The sequence below is a fragment of the Micrococcus terreus genome (genome assembly GCF_900116905.1).
Classification (GTDB): Bacteria; Actinomycetota; Actinomycetes; order Actinomycetales; family Micrococcaceae; genus Citricoccus; species Citricoccus terreus.
Genome location: NZ_FPCG01000012.1, coordinates 26180 through 46153 on the forward strand (window position 1 = coordinate 26180; position 19974 = coordinate 46153).

Genomic DNA, 19974 nt, shown 5'->3' on the forward strand with positions numbered 1-19974 from the left:
CCCAGGTCAGCGCGGAGACGGGCGTCGTGTGCCCCCGCAGAGGGGCAGATCGTCCTACAGTCGTGGGGTGCAGAACTCCAGAACGGAATGGGCCGGACACGAGCCGGGTCAGGGCGGATACCGGCGACTGCTCTGGGCCCTGTTCCTGGCGGGTGTAGCCACGTTCTCCCAGCTGTACTCACCACAAGGGCTGCTGCCGTTGATCAGCGGTGACCTGGGCATCAGCGCCTCCTCTGCGGCGCTGTCCATCTCCGCGGCCACCCTCGGCCTGGCGCTGGGCGTGATCCCCTGGTCCTACGCCGGGGACCGTTGGGGACGACTGCGCTCCATGGGATGGGCCGTGCTCATCGCCTGCCTGTGCTCCCTGGCGGCCACCCTGGCCCCGCAGTTCGACCTGCTGCTGGCGCTGAGGTTCCTGGAGGGCGCGGCCCTGGGTGGGGTCCCCGCCCTGGCCATCGCCTACCTGAGCGAAGAGGTCCATGCGCGCTGGTCGGCCGTGGCCGCTGGCACCTACATCGCCGGCACCACTCTGGGCGGACTGGCCGGGCGGTTGGTGGCCGCGCCCATCGGCGAGCTCACGCACTGGCGGATCGGGATGCTCTCGGTGACGCTCATGGCCGTGGTGTGCGCGGTGGGGTTCCTGCTGCTGGCTCCGCCGTCACGCCGGTTCACCCGGGGTCGGTCCTCATTCTCCGAGGCCATCTCTGCGCTGACCGGGAACCTGAGATCGCCCCGGCTACTGGCGATCTACGCCCAGGGCATGCTGCTGATGGGCGGCTTCGTGGCGATGTACAACTTCCTGGGCTTCCATCTCACCGAGGAGCCCTTCCTGCTGCCGCTCTCGGTGATCTCCCTGGTGTTCGTGGCCTACCTCGCCGGGACGTGGTCCTCCCCGGTGGCGGGGCGGCTGGCGGTCCGGCACGGTCGGGGAACAGTGCTGCTGGCCAGCATCGCACTGATGATCATCGGTGTCCTGATCACCCTCCTCCCGCATCTGGTGGCGATCCTGGCCGGCACCGTCCTGTTCACCGGTGCATTCTTCGGAGCGCACTCCGTGGCCTCGGGGTGGGCTGGAACGGCGGCGCGGGCCGGCCGAGCCCAGTCCAGCTCCCTGTACAACCTGGGCTACTACGGGGGATCGAGCCTGTTCGGCTGGCTGGGCGGTGTCTTCCTGGCCGAGCACGGGTGGGCCGGCACCGTCCTGATGACCGTCGGGCTGGCGGTGATCGCCGGAGTGCTGGCGCTGGTGCTGCTGCGCGGAACAGGCATGGAGCAGCCTTCCCAGACTCCAGATCGATCTGCGTGATCAGCATCACCCACCCCTGATCGCCCCGGATCTGACCTGGAAGGACGGGCCTTCCGCCGCTGCGCCGTCGAAGATGAGAGCGGTCTCATCCGTGGTTCATCCACTGCTCATCCAGCGCTGGTCTGATGGTCTCAACGCCGAGGAGGAACCTCGACGCCGAACGAACTCCAGACTTCGAACCAGGACAGTCACTCCGTCAGCCACGCAGGTGGTCACCGACGGACTTCCGGGAAAGGCGTACGCCATGACCAGCACCTTCGAGATGCAGAGCCAGACCTCCTCCCTGCCGATCATCGCCGCCCACACGGCTCAGGGCCATCAGCGAGCCGAGCTGCCTGCCCGGATCCAGTCCTCCTACACCACCCGGTTCGCCGCTCAGGCCCTGGAGTCCGATCCGTCCCGCTTCCACCTGGCCACCGGTGCGACCGTGGTCCCGCAGGCCGGAGACGTGGTCATCGCCCGGGTCACCGAGATCCTGAACCACAAGCGGGTGGAGACCCCGGAGTCCCGCAAGGCCATCCTGTTCGAGGGCGCGATCATCATGCTGGCCTACGGCAACCGCTACGCCGCCGACCAGTTCTTGGCGCACGTCCCGGACTCCCTGGAGCCCTGCCACCTGGTGGCCGCCGGCGGTGTGGCCGGGATGGTCACCGAGCAGCACGTGAACATGGATGACCCCACGCGGATCGAGCCCCTGGGCCTGCTGGCGGACGAGCACGGTGTGGTCAACCTGACCCGCTTCTCCCCGTACCAGCTGCGCCCGCTGCCCGCCACGGTGGGCGCCGAGGTCGCACCCCTGCCGGGCCGTCCGCGGGTGATCGGCGTGCTGGGCACCTCGATGAACTCCGGCAAGTCCACGGCCATGGCCTGCCTGGTCAACGGGCTGACCAACGCCGGCCTGAAGGTCTCCGCCGGCAAGTCCACCGGCACCGGTGCCGGAAATGACCCGATGATCTACCACGACGGCGGTGCCGCCAAGGTCCTGGACTTCACCGACTTCGGCTTCCCCACCACCTTCAAGCTCGAGTACGAACAGGTCCGCTCCCTGACCGTGAACCTGATCGACGCCCTCTCCGAGACGGACACGGACGTGGTGGTCGTGGAGATCGCCGACGGCGTCTACCAGGGCGAAACTGCCCGCCTGCTGCGTGATCCGCTCTTCCAGTCCGTGTTGGACACCGTGGTCTTCGCCGCCTCGGACGCCCTGGGCGCCGTGGCCGGTGTGCGGGAGCTGCAGGAGGCCGGACTCGAGGTGGCCGCCGTCTCGGGCGTGCTGACCTCCTCGCCGCTGGCCACCGCCGAGGCCCGCCAGGTGCTGGACGTCCCGGTCCTGGACACCTTCGGGATGACCGCCGCTGACACCGCACGGGACCTGCTCCCGCGGCGCTGAGCCCACGGAGCCCCCTGAGGGTGCCAGCCGCCCCCCGCCCCTCCGCCCTGCAGCAGACCCCTGCGCGGACCCCCGTCCAGCACACGCTCGAGGACATCATGGCCACCCGTTCAGCAGATCCCGACGACGCCCGGCAGCGCCCACGGGTCTTCCGCCTCAGTGCCCAGTCACCTGAGCCGGAGGATCCCGCGGAGCTGGCCGTGGCGCAGGACGGATCTGCCCCGGGCCCGGCCGAGTCCGACGACGAGGGCACTGAGGCGTGGGGCCGGGACGAGCGGATGCCCACCGTCTGGCGGGGCCGTCGTCGTTGGCTGCTGGTGCTCCTCCTGCTGCTGGGCGTGTTCCAGGCAGCCATGGCCCTGGTGATGGCCTTCACCGTGGACGCCCTGCTGGGCGGACCGGCCCAGCTGAACCAGGCCCTGCGTTCGGGCGTCGGCCCGGACGGGCACGCGTTGAACCCGGCAGCCCTGGCGCAGATGGGGACCTACATCCCCTGGCCTCAGCTGGCCCTGCTGGCCGGGGCGGTGCTCTCCTTGGGAGCGGCACGGTGGGCCGAGCGCGTGGTGGCCGAGGATCTGGGGCAGGACTACGTGTTCGAGCAGCGCCGCCGGCTGATCGGCTCGGCGCTGGCCGGGGCAGGCAACCCCTCGCTGGGGGTGACCATCACCCGTGCCTCGAACGATCTGACCGCCGTGCGGAACTGGATCTCGCAAGGGCTGGTTCCCCTGGTCACCGCGGTGCCGTTGATCGCCGTGCTGGTCGCCGTGCTGACCCTGTCCACGCCGCTGGTGGGTGCGGCTGTCGGGGCGCCCATCCTGCTGCTGGTGGTCCTGCTGCCGCCCCTGGCCAAGGCGACCTTCGAACGCGCCAGGCACCTGCGCCGTCGTCGGGGGCGGATGTCTGCGCGGATCGCGGACACTGTCCAGGCGGGGGAGTCCATCCAGGCCGCCGGAGGGGTCAAGCGTGAGCTGAACGCGCTGGACCGTGACTCCGGCAAGGTGGTGGGCGCCGCCGTCGCGCGGGCGAAGGTGACCGGGCTGGTGCGTGCCCTGGCCATCACCGCCGCCGCCCTGTCCACCGCAGCGGTGGTCACCTTGGGCGCCTTGGGGTTGGTGGACGCCGCCGGTGTGGCCTCGGCGCTGACCCTGGTGGGCGTGATGGCCGCCCCGCTGGGCGAGCTGGGCCGGGTGGTGGAGTACCGCCAGAACTACAAGGCCGCCCGCAGGATCCAGGCGCCGCTGCTGAGTCAGGCGGACCGTCTGCAGGAGGATGAGCGGCTGCGCGAGCAGGCCTGGAAGGAGGTGCCGCGTCAGCGTGAGGTGACCGGCCGCCACGGACTGCGGATCTCCCGGATGTGCGTGGACGGCCAGCGCGCCCCGCTGCTCGCGGCCCGTGCGGGGGAGCGGATCCTGGTGCACTCCCATGACCCAGGACGGATCCAGCCGTTCCTGGCCGCCCTGCTCGCCGGGCAGAACACCCCGGGGCCGGAGGGCCACGAGGTGCCGGAGCTGGTGATGATGGTGGACGGCTACGACTACACGCGGGCCCCGGGCCGTCAGCGCCGGCGGCTGCTGGGCCACGCCTCCGCACGGATCCCGCTCGAGCGCGGTTCCGTCTCCCGCTCCATCACCTATCGGCACCCCTCGGCGGACGAGGAGCAGATGCTGCGGGCCCTGGACCGGGTCGGCCTGGTGGAGACCGTCGAAGCCCTGCCCAACGGCACCGGGACCCGGCTGAAGAACGGCGGGCAGCCGCTGAGCGCGTCCCAGCGGGCACGGCTCAAGCTCGGCCGTGCGCTGATGGACGATCCGCCGCTGCTGGTGCTGGACGGGATCGACGCGGACCTGGATGCGGCCGGCATCGACCTGCTGCGCGAGGAGCTCGCCGACTACCCGGGCGTGGTGCTGTTCACCTCCTCCGCACCGGAGGCGATCGCCCCGGGGCACCGCGTCTGGACCATCGACGCCCCCTGAGCCATCCCCCCTACACTGAGAGCATGGAGTACCTCGTCCCCCTGCTGATCATGGCCGCCGTCGCGCTGATCGTCGTCGTGCTCGTGCGCTGGCTGGGCCGCGGGTCCACGAGTGCCCGTCCGGCGGGCGAGCCGCGCTCGCAGGAGCATCAGGCCCCGCGCGGGGGCATCGAGGCGGCGCGCGCTGCCGCCGGTCGGCTGGATCAGCAGACCCACCGTGAGGTGTACCGCCTGATCGCCCAGGGCAAGCCCGCCGAGGCCATCGCCGCCTACCGCCGCCACACCGACCGGGGGCCGCTGGAGTCGGTGTGGGACGTGCAGGCCCTGGCCGCGCACCCGCAGCCGTGGCAGGCCCCGGGCGCCGAGGAGCCCGGTCAGGTGCAGGCCGATGAGCAGGCCCCCGGCCGTCCCGACGACGTCCCCCATCCGAGTGCCTCGCCTGCGGTGGGTGCCCCGTCGGCAGGGTCGGATGATGCTGTGGAGGCACCCACCCTGAACGTCCCTGCTGACCTGACCGATCTGCGGGTGCCGGACGAGTGGGCCGAGCAGGGCCCGGCGGTGGACCCGGAGTTCGAGCTTGAGGTGGTCCGGGAGGACACCACCGTGCGGGTCTCCAGCGCAGACCTGCCGCCGTGGCTGCGGGACCAGCTCACCGCCATGGTGCGGGACGGGCAGCTGGAGCCGGCCGCCGAAGAGCTGGCCAACCACAGCGTGCTGACCACGGATGAGGCACTGCAGTTCCTGCAGATCATGGGCCGCGACCGCCGGGGGGAGCTGGGCGGCTGATCCGCTCCAGGGGCTGAGACGCCAGCAGAGGGAGTATCCTGACCGTCGCCATCCCCGCGACCCAGGAGTGCCCTGTGACCGAGTCCTCGACCACCCATCCGGCTGACACGCACCACCTGATCCGGGTGCAGGGCGCCCGGGAGAACAACCTGCAGGGGATCGACGTGGAGATCCCCAAGCGCCGGCTCACGGTCTTCACCGGCGTCTCCGGGTCCGGCAAGAGCTCGCTGGTGTTCGCCACCATCGCCGCCGAGTCCCAGCGGATGATCAACGAGACCTACAGCTCCTTCGTCCAGGGGTTCATGCCCTCCCTGCCGCGCCCGGACGTGGACGTGCTGGAGGGGCTGACCACGGCGATCATCGTGGACCAGGAGCGGATGGGTGCCAACTCCCGCTCCACGCTGGGCACGGTGACAGACGTCAACGCCCTGCTGCGGATCCTGTTCAGCCGTCTGGGCACCCCGCACATCGGCTCCCCGCAGGCGTTCAGCTTCAATGTGGCCACGGTCAGCGGCAAGGGCGCCCTGACCGTGGAGAAGTCCGGTGCCAAGGGCGGAGGCAAGAGCGTGGAACGCAAGAGCTTCCACGTCCAGGGCGGACAGTGCCCGCACTGCGAGGGCATGGGCGTGGTCTCGGACTTCGACCTGACCGCCCTGTTCGACTCCTCCAAGTCCCTGAACGAGGGGGCGCTCACCGTCCCCGGGTACAGCATGGACGGCTGGTACGGGCGGATCTTCGCCGGCAGCGGCTACTTCGACATGGACAAGCCCCTGGGGAAGTACACGCAGCGGGAACTGGACGACCTGCTCTACAAGGAGCCGGTCAAGCTCAAGATCGAGGGCATCAACCTGACCTACCAGGGGGTGATCCCGCAGATCCAGAAGTCCATGCTCTCCAAGGACCGTGAGGCCATGCAGCCCCACATCCGGGCGTTCGTGGACCGGGTCATCACCTTCCAGGACTGCCCCGAGTGCGGTGGGACCCGGCTGAACGAGATCGCCCGGTCCTCCCTGATCGAGGGCAGGAGCATCGCCGATGCCTGTGCCATGCAGGTCAGCGACCTGGCCGAGTGGGTCCGCGGGCTGACGGCCCCGGGGTTGGAGCCGCTGCTGGAGAACCTGCAGCAGACCCTGGACGCGTTCGTCCAGATCGGCCTGGGCTACCTGTCCCTGGACCGTCCCTCGGGCACGCTCTCCGGTGGTGAGGCGCAGCGGACCAAGATGATCCGGCACCTGAGCTCGGCCCTGACCGACGTCACCTACATCTTCGATGAGCCCACCATCGGACTGCACCCGCATGACATCCAGAACATGAACGCCCTGCTGCTGCAGCTGCGGGACAAGGGCAACACCGTGCTGGTGGTGGAGCACAAGCCGGAGACCATCGAGGTCGCCGACCATGTGGTGGACCTGGGTCCGCGCGCGGGCTCCGGGGGCGGCACCGTCTGCTTCGAGGGGACCGTGGAGGGGCTGCGCTCCAGCGGGACCCTGACCGGGCAGCATCTGGATGACCGCGCCCACCTGAAGGAGACCGTCCGGGAGGCCACCGGGGCGCTGGAGATCCGCGGGGCATCCCGGAACAACCTGAAGAAGGTGGACGTGGACATCCCCCTGGGCGTGCTGGTGGCCATCACCGGTGTGGCGGGTTCGGGCAAGAGCAGCCTGATCCACGGGTCACTGCCCACTGAGCAGGAGGTCGTGGCGATCGACCAGGGCGCCATCCGAGGCTCCCGGCGCAGCAACCCGGCCACCTACACCGGCTGCTGGAGCCGATCCGCAAGGCATTCGCCAAGGCCAACGGCGTCAAGCCCGCTCTGTTCAGCCCCAACTCGGAGGGGGCCTGCCCCACCTGCAACGGTGCCGGGGTGATCTACACGGACCTGGCGATGATGGCCGGTCTCTCCACTCCCTGCGAGGTGTGTGAGGGAAAGCGGTTCCAGGCCGAGGTGCTGGAGTACACCCTCGGGGGACAGGACATCAGCCAGGTGCTGACCATGTCGGTGGAGCGGGCCCTGGAGTTCTTCAGTGAAGGCGAGTCCCGGATCCCTGCCGCCCAGAAGATCCTGACCCGACTGGCCGACGTCGGGCTGGGATACCTCACGCTGGGGCAGCCGCTGACCGCGCTCTCCGGCGGCGAGCGGCAACGGCTGAAGCTGGCCACCCAGATGTCCGAGTCCGGGGGGATCTACGTCCTGGACGAGCCGACCACCGGGCTGCACCTGGCCGACGTGGAGCAGCTGCTGGGGCTGCTGGACCGGCTGGTCGACTCGGGCAAGTCGGTGATCGTGATCGAACACCACCAGGCCGTGATGGCGCATGCGGACTGGATCGTGGATCTGGGGCCCGGCGCCGGGCATGAGGGCGGCACCGTGGTCTTCCAGGGCACTCCGGCGCAGATGGTGCAGGATCGCTCCACCCTGACCGGCCAGCACCTGGCCGAGTATGTCGGAGCCTGACAGGCATCACACGACGACGAACCCCCCTCCCAGCGCGGGAGGGGGGTTCGTTCGGTGTCAGTCAGCCGAGCCGAAGGGGCTCAACGGCGACCGGTCGATCAGACGCGGCGGCCGTCGCGACCGTCCAGGTCGCCGTCCAGACCGTCACGCTTGACGTCGCGGTCGATGTCGACGTCCTCGTGCTGCACGGTCTCGGTGACGGTCTCGGTGTCCTGCACGGCGGTCTTGCCCAGGGAGACCTTCTCAGCGGTGACGTTCTTGTCCACCACCGGCACGTCCTCGTGAGTGGTCACGGAGACCTCCTCGTCACCATGGCTAGCGGTGCGGGCCTCAGCGGAGTTCGGGTCGACCGGGGTGCGCTCCACCACGACCTCCTCGCGCTCCACGGGGACCTCGATGGTCTCGGTGTCCTGGTAGGTGTGCTTGCGCAGGCGGTACTCGCCGGTGGCCTGGCGCTCGGTGTGCACGTCCAGCTGCTCATCGCGGACCACCACGGAGGCGTCGTCGTCCACGCGTCCGGCACCGTGGTCGTTGACGTCGCGGCCAGCCACGGCGCGGTCGTCCACACCGCGGGTGCCGGTCACATCGCCCTCGGGGTAGTCGCGGCTCTCGCCGACACCGGCACCGCCGGCGATACCGGCAGCGTGGCCGGTCTGCACGGAGGCGTCGCGGCGCTGCTGATCGTGCTCGCGGCCAGCGTCCACGCCGTCGCGGTCACGACGGTCACCGCGGGCGGCGGTGTACTCCATGGAGTAGTACTCGTAGATGCGCTGCTCCTCCTCGGGGGTGAGGGAGCCGTCGGCGTCCACGTTCGGGGCGTCCTTGATGAAGTCCTTGTCGAACGGCACGGTCAGGCCGTCCTGGGCCTGGGAGGCCTGGTTCAGCGGGACGAAGGTCTCCTTCATGCCGAACAGGCCGGTCTTGACGGTCACGAACGTGGGCTCATTGGTGGCGTCGTCCAGGTAGACCTGGCCCACGGAGCCGACCTTGTCACCGTTGGTGTCGTAGACGTTGGCATCCTGAAGGCGATCGATGGAGGTGAAGTCCTGCATGGGGTGAACTCCTGTCTTGGGGTGTGTGACGGGGGTATCCCGCCACGGAGTTGCTCAATCGATTCGGTCCGGGGGGCCATCGTGCGGCCCGCCTCCGTCCCGGTCGATCTGTCTCCACCGTAGGCAGACGCGAGGGGGGCTTGTCATCCTCAGACAGCGGACTCCCAGTTGACTCTCAGGTAGCAATGGAGATGTTCGAAGCTGAGCAGGGTGTCAGCTCTTGCGCCGAGACGGGGTGCTGGATACGGGTCGGCGCGATGACAGCAGAGTGACTGTCTGGGGGTACGCAGAAGCCCCGGGACCAGTCCTGGTTCCCGGGGCTTCCATCGCGCGGAGACGGGGGGATTTGAACCCCCGGTCCGACTTTCGCCGGACCCTTCATTAGCAGTGAAGTCCATTCGGCCGCTCTGGCACGTCTCCAACCAGTACAGGCTATCCGGTCCATGACCTCCAGATCAAAGTGCGTCCTCTGACCCCGCCACCGACCGCCATAGGAACTGGAGGGACCGGGCGTTCATGGACGCCGCCTGGCGGTTGTCACTGGCACCGGCGTGGCCGCCGTCGAGGTCCTCGTGGAACCAGGTGTCGGGGACACCGAGGCGCTGCAGCCGGGCCGCGTACTTCCGGGCCTGCACTGGTCCCACACGGTCGTCTGAGGTCGCCGTCCACACCAGCTGGTGCGGGAACCCGGTTCCCGGCCCCTCGGCGTCCCGTCCCGTCTGCGCTCCCTGCACATCCCGATCCAGCAGCAGGTGGTACGGGGAGAACGTGCGGATGAACGCCCAGTCCTCAGGCACATCGGGATCCCCGTACTCCGCGATCCAACTGTGCCCGGCCGAGAGCACCGTGTAACGGCGCATGTCCAGCAGCGGGACCCCGCAGCTCAGAGCGCCGAACAGCTCCGGGTACTGCGTGGCCATGTTGCCCATCAACAGCCCTCCGTTGGATCGGCCGGTGGCAGCCAGCCGCGCCCTCGACGTCACACCCCGCTCCACCAGGTCCCGCGCCACGGCGGCGAAGTCCTCGTAGGCCCGGTGCCGGTTCTCTCGCAGTGCGGCCCGGTGCCACTCCGGCCCGAACTCGCCGCCCCCGCGGATGTTCGCGATCACCCAGATCCCACGCCGGCCCTCCTCATTCTGGCGGGCCAGCCAGCCCAGCCCCTGGACCGGTGAGTACCCGGGAAGCTTGGAGGCCTGGAAACCGCCGTACCCGTCCATCACCACAGGGGACCGGCCATCCAACGCGACCTCCTGCGGGCCGATCTGGAAGTAGGGAACCTGGGTGCCGTCGTCGGAGGTCGCCCACTGCTGGCTCACCGCCAGTCCGGAGGAGTCGAAACGCTCCGGCGCTGCGGCCACCACCTCACGGCGGACCACGACGTCGGCCTCCACCTCGCCGCTCCCCGCGGCGTGCTGGGGCTGGGCCGTCCAGGACGACGGCTCGCTCAAGGTCAGGCGCAGCAGAGTGGTGGGCGTCAGGGCACCGGTGGCGGTGACCCAGAGATCGTTCCCGCAGTCCGGGTCCTCGTCGTCCACTGCAGCGGCGGAGAGAGTGAGGAAGGGGTCGTGCGGGTTGGGCGGGGCCACGGACACCGGGCGGGCCGAGTCAACCGGATCTGAGGTGCCGAGTGCATCCTGCGGCAGCACGTGCAGCACCGAGGCCACGTCCTGCAGCAGCACCAGAACCAGATGCGAGGCCGTCCAGGTGAAGGAGGAGAGCACCGTGCGCTGATCCGGAAGGAATGCCCGGACCAGCTCGGCGGTGCCGGCAAGCCACCGGTCCGCCGGGGCGATCAGCAGGGACCCGGCACGGTGCCGCGCGCCACGGATCTCGGCGTCGGTCTTGAGGTAGACACTGATCCACTCCCGGTGGAAGTCGACCTCGGCATCCTCGGGAAGATCGATCCGCAACCACCCGGGACGGTCGCCTCCCGTGCCGTCGACCTTCCCGTCCTCCGTGCGCAGCCAGGTGACCGAACGGTGGAAGTCCACGGCATCCACCGCCACCGTCCGCTCCCAGCCCGGCGTGGAGTCGTGGTGTCCGAACGCGGCCACATGCTCCCGGTCCACCGCGAACACCTGCTCGGCCTCTGCCAGCTCTGCTCCGCGGTGCAGCACCCGCTGAGACCGCGGATAGGAGGACCGGGTGACATCACCGGTCTGTGGGTCGGGGTCCACCACGGTGCCCACCAGCACGCGGTCCCGGTCCAGCCAGGAGACGTGTGTCTTGGCCACCGGCAGGTCGAACCCATGATCCTCGGAGGGCACGAACTCCCGCGTGGCCAGGTCGAACTCCCGCACCCGCACCGCGTCCCCGCCGTCGGGGGACAGGCGCAGCAGCGCACGGTCCCAGTCCGGACGCAGCAGCTGGGCACCGGCGAACACCCAGGGCGTCTGCTCCTCCTCGGCCAGCCGGTCCACGTCCAGCAGCACCTCCCACTGGGGCGTCCCTGCTCGGTAGGACTCCCAGTCCGTGCGCCGCCACAGTCCCCGCGGATGCTCCGCGTCCCGCCAGAAGTTGTAGTACAGCGGACCGCGCTTGGAGACCATGGCGATCCGGTCCGGTGCATCCAGCGCCTCCCGGATCGAAACCTCCACAGACGTCAGCTCCGGGCCGTCCAACAGCGCCTCGGTCCGTGCGTTCTGCTCCCTGACCCAGTCCAGGGCGCGTTCGCCGTGGATCTCCTCCAGCCAGAGGAACTCGTCGTCGGGGGTGGGCGCGGACTCAGGGGCGGGGTTCTGCTGATGCATCCGTCCATCTCAGCACAGTCCGCCGCACGAGCTTCGAACGCCACCCCCTACGCTGGAGAGGACGCTCACCCTCAGGGAAAGGACCCCGATGCCCGGCACTGCCACCGCCGCAGACACCCGCACCCAGACGGTGGCCGTGGTGGGCTGCGGCCCGCGCGGCACCTCATTCCTGGAGCGGCTGCTTGCCGTCCTGGAGCACGAGGGCGAGGACCTGACGGGTGTGCAGCTGAGGATCGTGGTCCTGGACCCGGACCAGCCGGGCCCCGGCCACGTGTGGCGCACGGACCAGTCACCGCTGCTGCTGATGAACACCCCCTCCTTCTTCCCGACGGCGGCCCCCACCGGTGACGAGGGCCTGGTCACCTCCTCGGTGGGCCGGGCCTTCGAGGACTGGCGCCAGGCCCACCCGGAGGAGGCCCGAGGACTGGGACGCAACGACTATCCTCCCCGGGCGATGTACGGGCGCTACCTGACGGATCTATATGGCCAGGTGACGCAGGCACTGCAGGCGCGTGACGTCGTCGGGACGCTGGAATGGGTCCAGGCCGAGGTGACCTCCCTGGAGGCGGCGCAGGAGGGCCGGTGGAGGCTGGTGTGGGCTGACGGGGAGCTCACGGCTGACTCCGTGGTGCTGGCGGTGGGGCATGTCCCGGCCCGGCCCACGCGGGAGCAGCAGCGACTGGAATCGGTGGGATCCGAGCTGGGTCTGCACTACCGGGGACCGAACATCCCCTGTGACCTGGACTATGACGCCGTCCCGGCTGGAGCCGATGTGCTGGTGCGCGGCATGGGACTGAACTTCTTCGACGCCCTCGCCCAGTTCACCCTGGGGCGTGGGGGAGCGTTCGAGCCGACCGGTGAGGGGGCAGGGCGGGCGCTGCGGTACGTCCCGTCCGGGGAGGAGCCGGTGCTGCACCCGTGTTCCCGGCGCGGCACCCCGTACTTCCCCAAGGCCGAGCTGGATGCCTTCGTCCCGCACGGTGTGGCCCTGAAGTACTTCGTGGCCCCCACCGTCCAGGAGCTGGAGCATGCACACGGTCCGCTGGACTTCGGGGTGCACCTCTGGCCGCTGATCCACCGGGACGTGATCCGGGCCTATTACTTCCACCTGGTCCGCACCCGCCCGGAGGTGCTGGGCGGAGTGGAGCCGGCCGCCGAGTTCTTCTCCGGACTGGTGGGGCTGCTGGAGGCCGCCGGTCGCGGTGAACCGGTGACAGCGCGTCAGGCCGAGGAGCTGCTGCATCGCTACGCCCCGGACATGCCCTTCTTCGACACCCGTGCGTTGGCCAGGCCCTTCCAGGACCGGGTGTTCGGCACCGGTGTGGAGTACCAGACCGCGGTGGAGGATCTACTGGAGGGAGTCTGCGCCGAAGCGGACCAGGGCGAGGACTCACCGTTGATGGTGGCGGTGGGCACCCTGCATGCCGCCCGGCTGCTGGTCAAGCGTCTGGTGGCCGAAGGGCGGATCACCGACGCCTCCCGGCTGCGGGACGTCAAGGGCTGGTTCGAGACGCTCGTGGAGGGGCTGGCCTCTGGGCCTCCGCTGCTGCGCATGGAGCAGCTGTTGGCGGTGGCCCGGGCCGGTCTGGTGCGGTTCGTGGGACCGGATCCGCAGATCGAGGTGGATGCCGGGCGGGGGCTCTTCACTGTCTCCAGTCCCCAGGTGGGGGGCGGGGAGGAGCCGCAGGACGTGCAGCGTGGGACCTGGCTGATCGAGGCCATGATGCCGGCCAACCGTGTCCAGCGCTCCGGCAGCGCCTTGGTCTCAGGGATGCTCACCTCCGGTCTGGCCGCGCCCTATATGGCCCAGGACGAGGAGGGGGATGAGATCCCCGGACGGGGCCTGTCCGTCACGGAGCGGCCGTATCAACTGCTCTCCGCCGAGGGCCAGGTGCGCACCGGGGTGTACGTCTTGGGCCTGCAGCTGGCCTCGGTTCAATGGGGGACGGCGATCGCCGCCGAAGCTGGGCAGGACGCCGAGGGCAGGGCGATGACCCTGGGCGATGCCCACGCGGCGGCACAGGATGTGCTGCGCCGCGCCGCAGCCCTCTGACACTCCAGTGTGAACGCAGCTGGAGGCCAGTTCTGAACCTCGCGCGCCCGGGGGCGTCGTTGCGGTTCAGAACTGACCGCCAGGTGGATCAGCCGCAGGTGTGGCAGGTCAGTCCTGCGCGGCAGCCTCCGCCTCAGCCTCGGCGACCGCTGTGTTGTAGCGGTGCAGGAAGGCGGCGACCTCTCCGCGGGTGACGGGCTGGTGGGGGCGGAAGGTGCCGTCCCGGTAGCCGGTGGTGATGCCCTTAGCAGTCAGCCAGGTGATGGCCTGGTAGTGCGCGCTGGAGGTGGAGACATCCCCGAACTCCGAGGTGGCCGGGGCGGTGTGCTCCGGGTCCACGGCCCGGTAGAGGAAGGAGGCGAACTCCCCGCGGGAGACCGGGCGGTACGGGCGGAAGGTCTGATCGGTGTACCCGGTGGTCACACCCTGCGCTGCGGCCCAGGTGATCGGGCCGAAGAAGGTGTCACCGGTGGCCACGTCCTGGAACGGGGAGGTCGCCGGGGCGGTGTGCTCCGGTGCCAGGTAGCGGTAGATCAGCCCCAGGGTCTCCCCGCGCTTGATGTCCGTGGACTTGCGGTAGGTGCCATCGGTGTAGCCGTTGGCGAAGCCCTCGCACTGCAGCCAGCGCACCGGGGCATAGAACTGCGAGCCCGGAGCATTGTCCGAGAAGTCGGGGGTCTCACAGACCGGCACCGGGATCACCGGGGTGGAGCCGGAGACGAGCTTCAACCCCACCTTGAGCGGATCGTGGTCCGAGGAGCGCCACTGGTCAGCCGCGTAGAACTGCTCCGCGGTGTAGTTGAACCGGGAGTACTCGAAGGCGATCGACTCGAAGGCGTTGATGTTCCAGATGTCCGCACCGGTGACCTGCTGGGTGGCGGCCTGGTTGGTGAAGATCCCGTCCAGGGAGCCCACTGCTCCGCCGAAGGCGTAGGTGTACTCACCGGCGGCCGCACCCTGGGAGACGTACCCAGCGTCCTCAAGCACCGTGATGGGATCCTCCTTCTCATAGGAGTTGAAGTCGCCCATCAGGATGACCTTGTCCACCCCGGTGGAGGTGGAGAGCTGATCGGCGAAGGCCACGAGGGCCTCGGCCTGCTTCACCCGGGCCGCGTTGTAGGCGCCCTGTCCGTCACCGCTGTCCGCGTTGCCTCCGGTGGCACCGGAGCCACCCTTGGACTTGAAGTGATTGGTGATGGCGATGAACCGCGTGGACTCATCACCGCCGGCCGCCTGGAAGGTCTGGGCCAGCGGCTCACGGGCGTTGGAGAAGGCGACCTGGTCATCCAACAGGACGGAATCGCCCACCGGGGTGACGTCGTCGGGCTGGTAGATGAAGGCGTTGCGGATGACGTCCTGGCTGGCCAGGGTGGGCTGCTCGGCCGGGGAGGGGACGAAGGCCCACTTTTCACTGCCGGCGGCGGCGTTCAGTGCCTCCACCAGCGTGGACAGCGCACGGTCACGATCGTGGCCGAACTTGGCGGCGTTCTCGATCTCCTCCAGGCCCACCACGGAGGCGTCCAGGCCGTTGATGGCCGCCACCAGCTTGTCCTGCTGACGCTGCAGGTTCTCCTGGTTGTAGGCACCGCGCGGCTCACAGTAGTTGGTGGTGATCGGGTTGCCCTCACGGTCTGAGTAGTACCGGCAGTCGGGGTACTGATCGCCCAGGGTGGTGAAGTAGTTGAGCACGTTGAACGTGGCCACCGAGGCGGTGCCGCCCACGTCCTTCGGAGCCTCCTCACCCAGGCGGGTGTTCTCGAAGGCGGCCGGCTGCAGTTCAGCCGGAGTCTCGTCCGTGAGATGGGTCACCGGCTGGAACCCCCAGGCATCGAAGCGGTAGTCCAGGATCACGGGGGTGGTGAACTCCACGGCTGATCCCACGCGCACCGGGTCGTCGGCGTTCACGTAGGGCAGGGTGTTCTGGTTGCCGGGGGAGCGCATGAAGTTGATGGAGGCGCCGTCATCCAGCACCATCGTCTTCGCCGCGTTCTCCGCTGCCACGGCCTGTGCCGGTGCGCCGGGGGCGGCCACCGAGGTCGGATTCTTCAGCGGCTCGGTGCCCGGAGTCAGCCCGAGGGAACCGTACTGGTTCAGGGAGTAGTTATCCGTGATGGTCCAGTCGCCGGCCGGAGCGATCTTCATGCCCTCATGAGCCTCACGTTCGGCCTCGGTGAGCGGGAAGGTCAGCTCGGTGGGCTGGACCGGCTGCGGATCCCGGTCCACTGGGGCCAGGCCGGTGGCCGGGACACTGATCTGGGTCATGCCGTAGTGCTCGGCGGCCGTGCCGGTCACCTGGACCAGCTCGCCCATGGAGACCTGGGACACGGTGGCCGGGGAGTAGACGAAGATTCCGTCAGAGGCGCCGGGTGTGCTGTCCTGCGCGCCACCGGTGCCCTCGGTCTGGAGGTAGTAGCCGTTGAATCCGCCGGTGGAGTAGAGCGCTGTGACCACGCCTTCGGTGGTCACCGTCTGGCCGGCCACAGGGGTGGTGTCACCGGTGCCCTGGATCTGGGCGATGGACAGCACGGTGGGCTCCGGATCCACCGGAGGCTCAGGCTCCTCGGGAGGAGTGGCGCTCTCTCCGGCGGCATTGGTGGGGCTCACCTGGGCCGACAGGGAGAAGTCAGCCGAGTTGTCATCGGAGTCCACGCCGTCCGTGCGGTTGATGGACTTCGGATCGCTGTTGGCCGAGGGTGCTGCAGCGGCAGCGGTCTCGAAGGTGTTGGTGTCCCCATAGCCGATCAGGTCCACCACGGCGTCATGGTCCGTGACGGACCCGGTGCCCAGGTCCGTGATGACGCTCGACTGGTTGGAGAGGACGATGGTTCCTCGAGTACCGGAGACATTGACCCCACTGACGATGTCTGCGGTGGGCAGCACCTCACCGTTGTCACCATTGGAGCCTCCCTGGATCAGGTAGTGACCCCGCGCCGGGATGGTCCCGCTCAGCGGAACCACGCTGCTGGGGTTCGCCGTCCCGGTGGCGGAGCGGTACTGCAGTGACCAGCCGTCCAGGCTGACCGGGGCGTCCGTGGGGTTGTACAGCTCGACGAACTTGTTGCGGAAGACGGCGTTGGCCGATCCGGCGTTGGTGTAGGCCTCGTTGATGACGATCCCGTCACCGGTGGGGGCCGCGTGTGCCGGCACGGTGACGGCCGCCGCCAGCAGCGCGAAAGAGGCGCCGACTGCTGTCAGGCGCTGGGTGTGCTTCATGGGGTCTCCTGATGCGAGTGATGTGACCTGACTCATCCTGTCACCTTCGGTTGAACAGCGGATGACCTGACCAGAAGGGACGTGTTAACGGGGCCGACCCCCGGAGCGGGGGGCTCCGGGGGTCGGCGGTGGGGTGAGGGACTGTGGATCCCTCAGTCCTGCTCAGTCCTGCTGGGCGACAAGGTGCTCGTAGCGGTACAGGAACGCTGCGACCTCGCCGCGGTTCACCGGCTGGGTCGGACGGAAGGTCCCGTCCCGGTAGCCGGTGGTGATGCCCTCAGCGGCCAGCCAGGTGATGGCCTCGTAGTGGGCGCTGGAGGTGGGCACATCTGAGAACTCCGAGGTCCCCGGGGCAGTGTGCTCCGGAGTCACGGTGCGGTACAGGAAGGAGGCGAACTCACCACGGGAGACCGGGCGGTACGGACGGAAGGTCTCGTCCGAATACCCGGAGGCGATGCCCTGAGCGGCTGCCCAGGCGATAGGTCCGTAGTAGGTGTGGCCGGTCAGGACGTCGCTGAACGGGGAGTCGTACGGAGCGTTGTTCAGCGGATCCACGTAGCGCTGGAGCAGCGTGACGGTCTCTCCGCGGTTGATGTCCCGGGACTTGCGGTAGGTGCCGTCGGTGTAGCCGGTGGAGAGCTCAGCGCACTGCATCCAGCGCACCGGGGCGTAGAACTGCGATCCCTCGGGGTTGTCCGAGAAGTCGGCAGCGTTGCACACGGCCTGGTCGGCGACGACCAGCGGTGCCCGGACCACAGTGGTGGAGGCGTACTTGTCGTCATAGGTCACGGTCATGACCAGTTCGCCTTCACCGGCAGTGTCGGGTGCCAGGATCGGCGAGAGGTCGGCGACTTCACCCTCGGCGGGGACCTCGACGGAGCCCAGCTCGGAGACCGAACCGTCAGCAGCCTCGAAGGCGACGTCCACGCGCACGGCGTCACCGGCGCCGTCGGACTCCATCTCCAGGTTGCCCAGGCTCAGGGTCAGGGCATGGCCCTTGACGACCAGCTCGGTGTGGTTGAGGACCTCGACGCCCAACTTGGAGAAGTCGGGCTTGATGCTGCCCTCCGCGGCGGTCTGGGCCTCGACGTACTCCTGGAAGGCCTGGTTGTCCGCGATGCCCAGGTCCACGAAGTTCTCACGACCCTGCGCGAATCCGGCGTAGCCGTCCGGGGCGGAGGAGCCCGACTCCAGATAGGCGGTGTCCGCCAGGAAGGAGAGGGTGCCCACCGTGTACATCTCGTCCATCTGCACCGGCTCGCCGTCGATCCAGATGCCGGTGACGTGGTCGCCCTGCGCACGGGTGTCGTCGTAGGTCCAGGTCAGGTCCTCGGACCAGCCCAGGGTGAAGGTGCGACGGTCGTCCTGCCAGTTCTCCTCCAGGACCTGCTTGATGGAGGAACCGGGGATGTCGAAGTACACCAAGGTGTTGCCGAACGGGGCGAAGTCCAGGATCTCTCCCAGAGTCACCTTGCCGTGCAGACCGGCGGGCTTGTCCGAGAACTGTCCACTGGCGGTGAACTTGTCGTAGAGCAGCTCCGCGCGCAGTCCGCCGGCGTTGGTGACGCCGAGGTCGACCTCCGGGTTGGTCAGGCTCACGCGGTCCTTGATGGCGGTGGCGGCCCAGTTGCCCAAGGTGGTCTCGGCACGACGGGTGCCACCGGCGCGCCAGGCGCCGTTCTCGGTGATGCGGGTCTGGTAGTCGGTGGTGATCGAGGCGTCGATCTCACCGATCACGGTGGACTGCAGCTCCTCGAACTCGGCCACGGCGGCCTGCTCCAGGGCGTAGACCTCTGCGGTCACCGGGGACTCGGCGGCGGCCTCGGCCGGCGCCTGGGTGGAGCGGTCGATCAGCTCGGAGCTGTAGGCGACGACCTCCTGGGTGGCGGTGTCGATCTGCAGCTCCACAGCGGCCAGCTTGGTCCCGGACTGGCCGGCCTGGACCACAGGGCGCTCAGTGCCGCCGACCGTGGTCTCGTAGTTGTAGGTCTGGTGGGTGTGACCGTTGAAGATCACGTCCACGGCCGGGTCGGTGTCCTGCACGATGCTCTGGAAGACCTCGGAGGAGGCCATCTCATCGGCCAGAGCGCCGTTGCCGGATGCGCCGTCATGGTAGGAGGCGACGATGATGTCTGCGGCACCGGAGGACTCCAGCTCCGCGGCCACGGTGTTCACGCCCTCGACGAGGTCGATCACCTCGTTGCCCTCCAGCCCGGCGCCGGTGGTGGTGGCATACAGGTTGTTCGGCACCGCACCGATCACGGCCACGGTGACTCCGCCGACCTCGAACAGGTCATGCGAGGGAAGGACCGGCTCGCGGGTGGTGGGGTCTACGAAGTTCGCTGCGACGATCTCGAAGTCCGCCAGCGGCAGGACCCGGTCCCGCAGGTCGTCCAGACCCTTGTCGAACTCGTGGTTGCCGGCGGCGCTGACGGCCAGCCCCAGGGCGTTCATGATCTCGATGGTCGGCTCGTCCTGCTGGACGTTGGAGACGGAGGCCGAGGCACCGATCAGATCGCCGGCGCTGGTCAGCAGCACACGGTCATCGCCGTGCACTGCCGCGAACTCGGAGCGGTAGTCCTCCACGGTGTCAGCGAACTGCGTCCCGGAGTAGTCCTCCGAGAGAGCGCCGTGGAAGTCATTGAAGCTCAGGATGGAGATGGTCTCCGTGCCGGGGACAGCCGGCAGGACCTCCGGCGTGGCGGCTGCGGGTGCGGACTCGGCGGCGCCGGTGCTCTGCGCTGAGCTGGTCTCCTCCGGTGACGAGTCCGTGGTGGCCGCGGCGGGCAGTGCTGCCAGGGGGCTGGCCAGCAGCCCTGCAGACAGCACGCCGGCGAGCAGGGCCTTGGGGGGCTGCTTCGACATGTGTGTTCCCTCGTGTTTCCCAGTGATGTGGTGCGAGCGGTCAGGGGGCTGACGTGGCTCGTTCACCGGCGCAGGTCTCGCCGGACGAGGTGCGGATCGGTGACAGTATGCAGTCCACCACACCTGAGTGAA

9 protein-coding genes, 1 tRNA gene and 1 pseudogene are annotated in these 19974 nt (G+C 69.1%); 6 read left to right on the top strand and 5 right to left on the bottom strand.

Features of this window, described 5'->3' with window-relative positions; all coding sequences use genetic code 11:
- Positions 1 to 67 precede the first annotated feature (67 nt).
- The 5 genes and pseudogenes from BM355_RS12585 (at position 68) to BM355_RS12605 (ending at position 7909) form a co-directional block, all read left to right on the top strand.
- Positions 68 to 1306, top strand: a complete 1239-nt coding sequence (locus BM355_RS12585) for an MFS transporter (RefSeq protein ID WP_245760813.1) — start codon at positions 68 to 70, stop codon at positions 1304 to 1306.
- A gap of 244 nt (positions 1307 to 1550) precedes the next feature.
- Positions 1551 to 2696, top strand: coding sequence for a P-loop NTPase family protein (locus BM355_RS12590; RefSeq protein WP_218154347.1), 1146 nt, complete (start codon positions 1551 to 1553; stop codon positions 2694 to 2696).
- Positions 2697 to 2716: 20 nt separating this feature from the next.
- Entirely contained in the window at positions 2717 to 4669 is a 1953-nt protein-coding gene (locus BM355_RS12595) for an ABC transporter ATP-binding protein (RefSeq protein ID WP_091699189.1), read from the top strand.
- A gap of 23 nt (positions 4670 to 4692) precedes the next feature.
- Positions 4693 to 5454, top strand: coding sequence for a hypothetical protein (locus BM355_RS12600; RefSeq protein ID WP_091699192.1), 762 nt, complete (start codon positions 4693 to 4695; stop codon positions 5452 to 5454).
- Positions 5455 to 5528: 74 nt separating this feature from the next.
- Positions 5529 to 7909, top strand: a pseudogene (locus tag BM355_RS12605) (ATP-binding cassette domain-containing protein).
- Positions 7910 to 8007: 98 nt separating this feature from the next.
- Here BM355_RS12605 and BM355_RS12610 read toward each other — a convergent pair.
- The 3 genes from BM355_RS12610 to BM355_RS12620 all read right to left on the bottom strand — a co-directional run bounded on the left by BM355_RS12610 (position 8008) and on the right by BM355_RS12620 (position 11711).
- Entirely contained in the window at positions 8008 to 8961 is a 954-nt protein-coding gene (locus BM355_RS12610; RefSeq protein ID WP_091699194.1) for a DUF2382 domain-containing protein, read from the bottom strand.
- A 331-nt stretch (positions 8962 to 9292) separates the two neighbouring features.
- Positions 9293 to 9381, bottom strand: a tRNA-Ser gene (locus tag BM355_RS12615).
- 35 nt (positions 9382 to 9416) lie between these two features.
- Positions 9417 to 11711: a prolyl oligopeptidase family serine peptidase gene (locus tag BM355_RS12620; protein WP_091699197.1), complete on the bottom strand. Its 2295-nt coding sequence runs from the start codon at positions 11709 to 11711 to the stop codon at positions 9417 to 9419.
- An 88-nt stretch (positions 11712 to 11799) separates the two neighbouring features.
- Between BM355_RS12620 and BM355_RS12625 the strand changes: the two genes are divergently transcribed.
- Positions 11800 to 13764, top strand: coding sequence for an FAD/NAD(P)-binding protein (locus BM355_RS12625; RefSeq protein WP_091699200.1), 1965 nt, complete (start codon positions 11800 to 11802; stop codon positions 13762 to 13764).
- Between the two features lie 108 nt (positions 13765 to 13872).
- On the opposite strand, the gene BM355_RS12630 is transcribed toward BM355_RS12625, so the two are convergent.
- Positions 13873 to 16977: an ExeM/NucH family extracellular endonuclease gene (locus BM355_RS12630; protein ID WP_091699202.1), complete on the bottom strand. Its 3105-nt coding sequence runs from the start codon at positions 16975 to 16977 to the stop codon at positions 13873 to 13875.
- A gap of 162 nt (positions 16978 to 17139) precedes the next feature.
- Complete coding sequence (locus BM355_RS12635) at positions 17140 to 19842, bottom strand: S-layer homology domain-containing protein (RefSeq protein WP_091699205.1); 2703 nt, start codon at positions 19840 to 19842, stop codon at positions 17140 to 17142.
- Between the last annotated feature and the right edge of the window lie 132 nt (positions 19843 to 19974).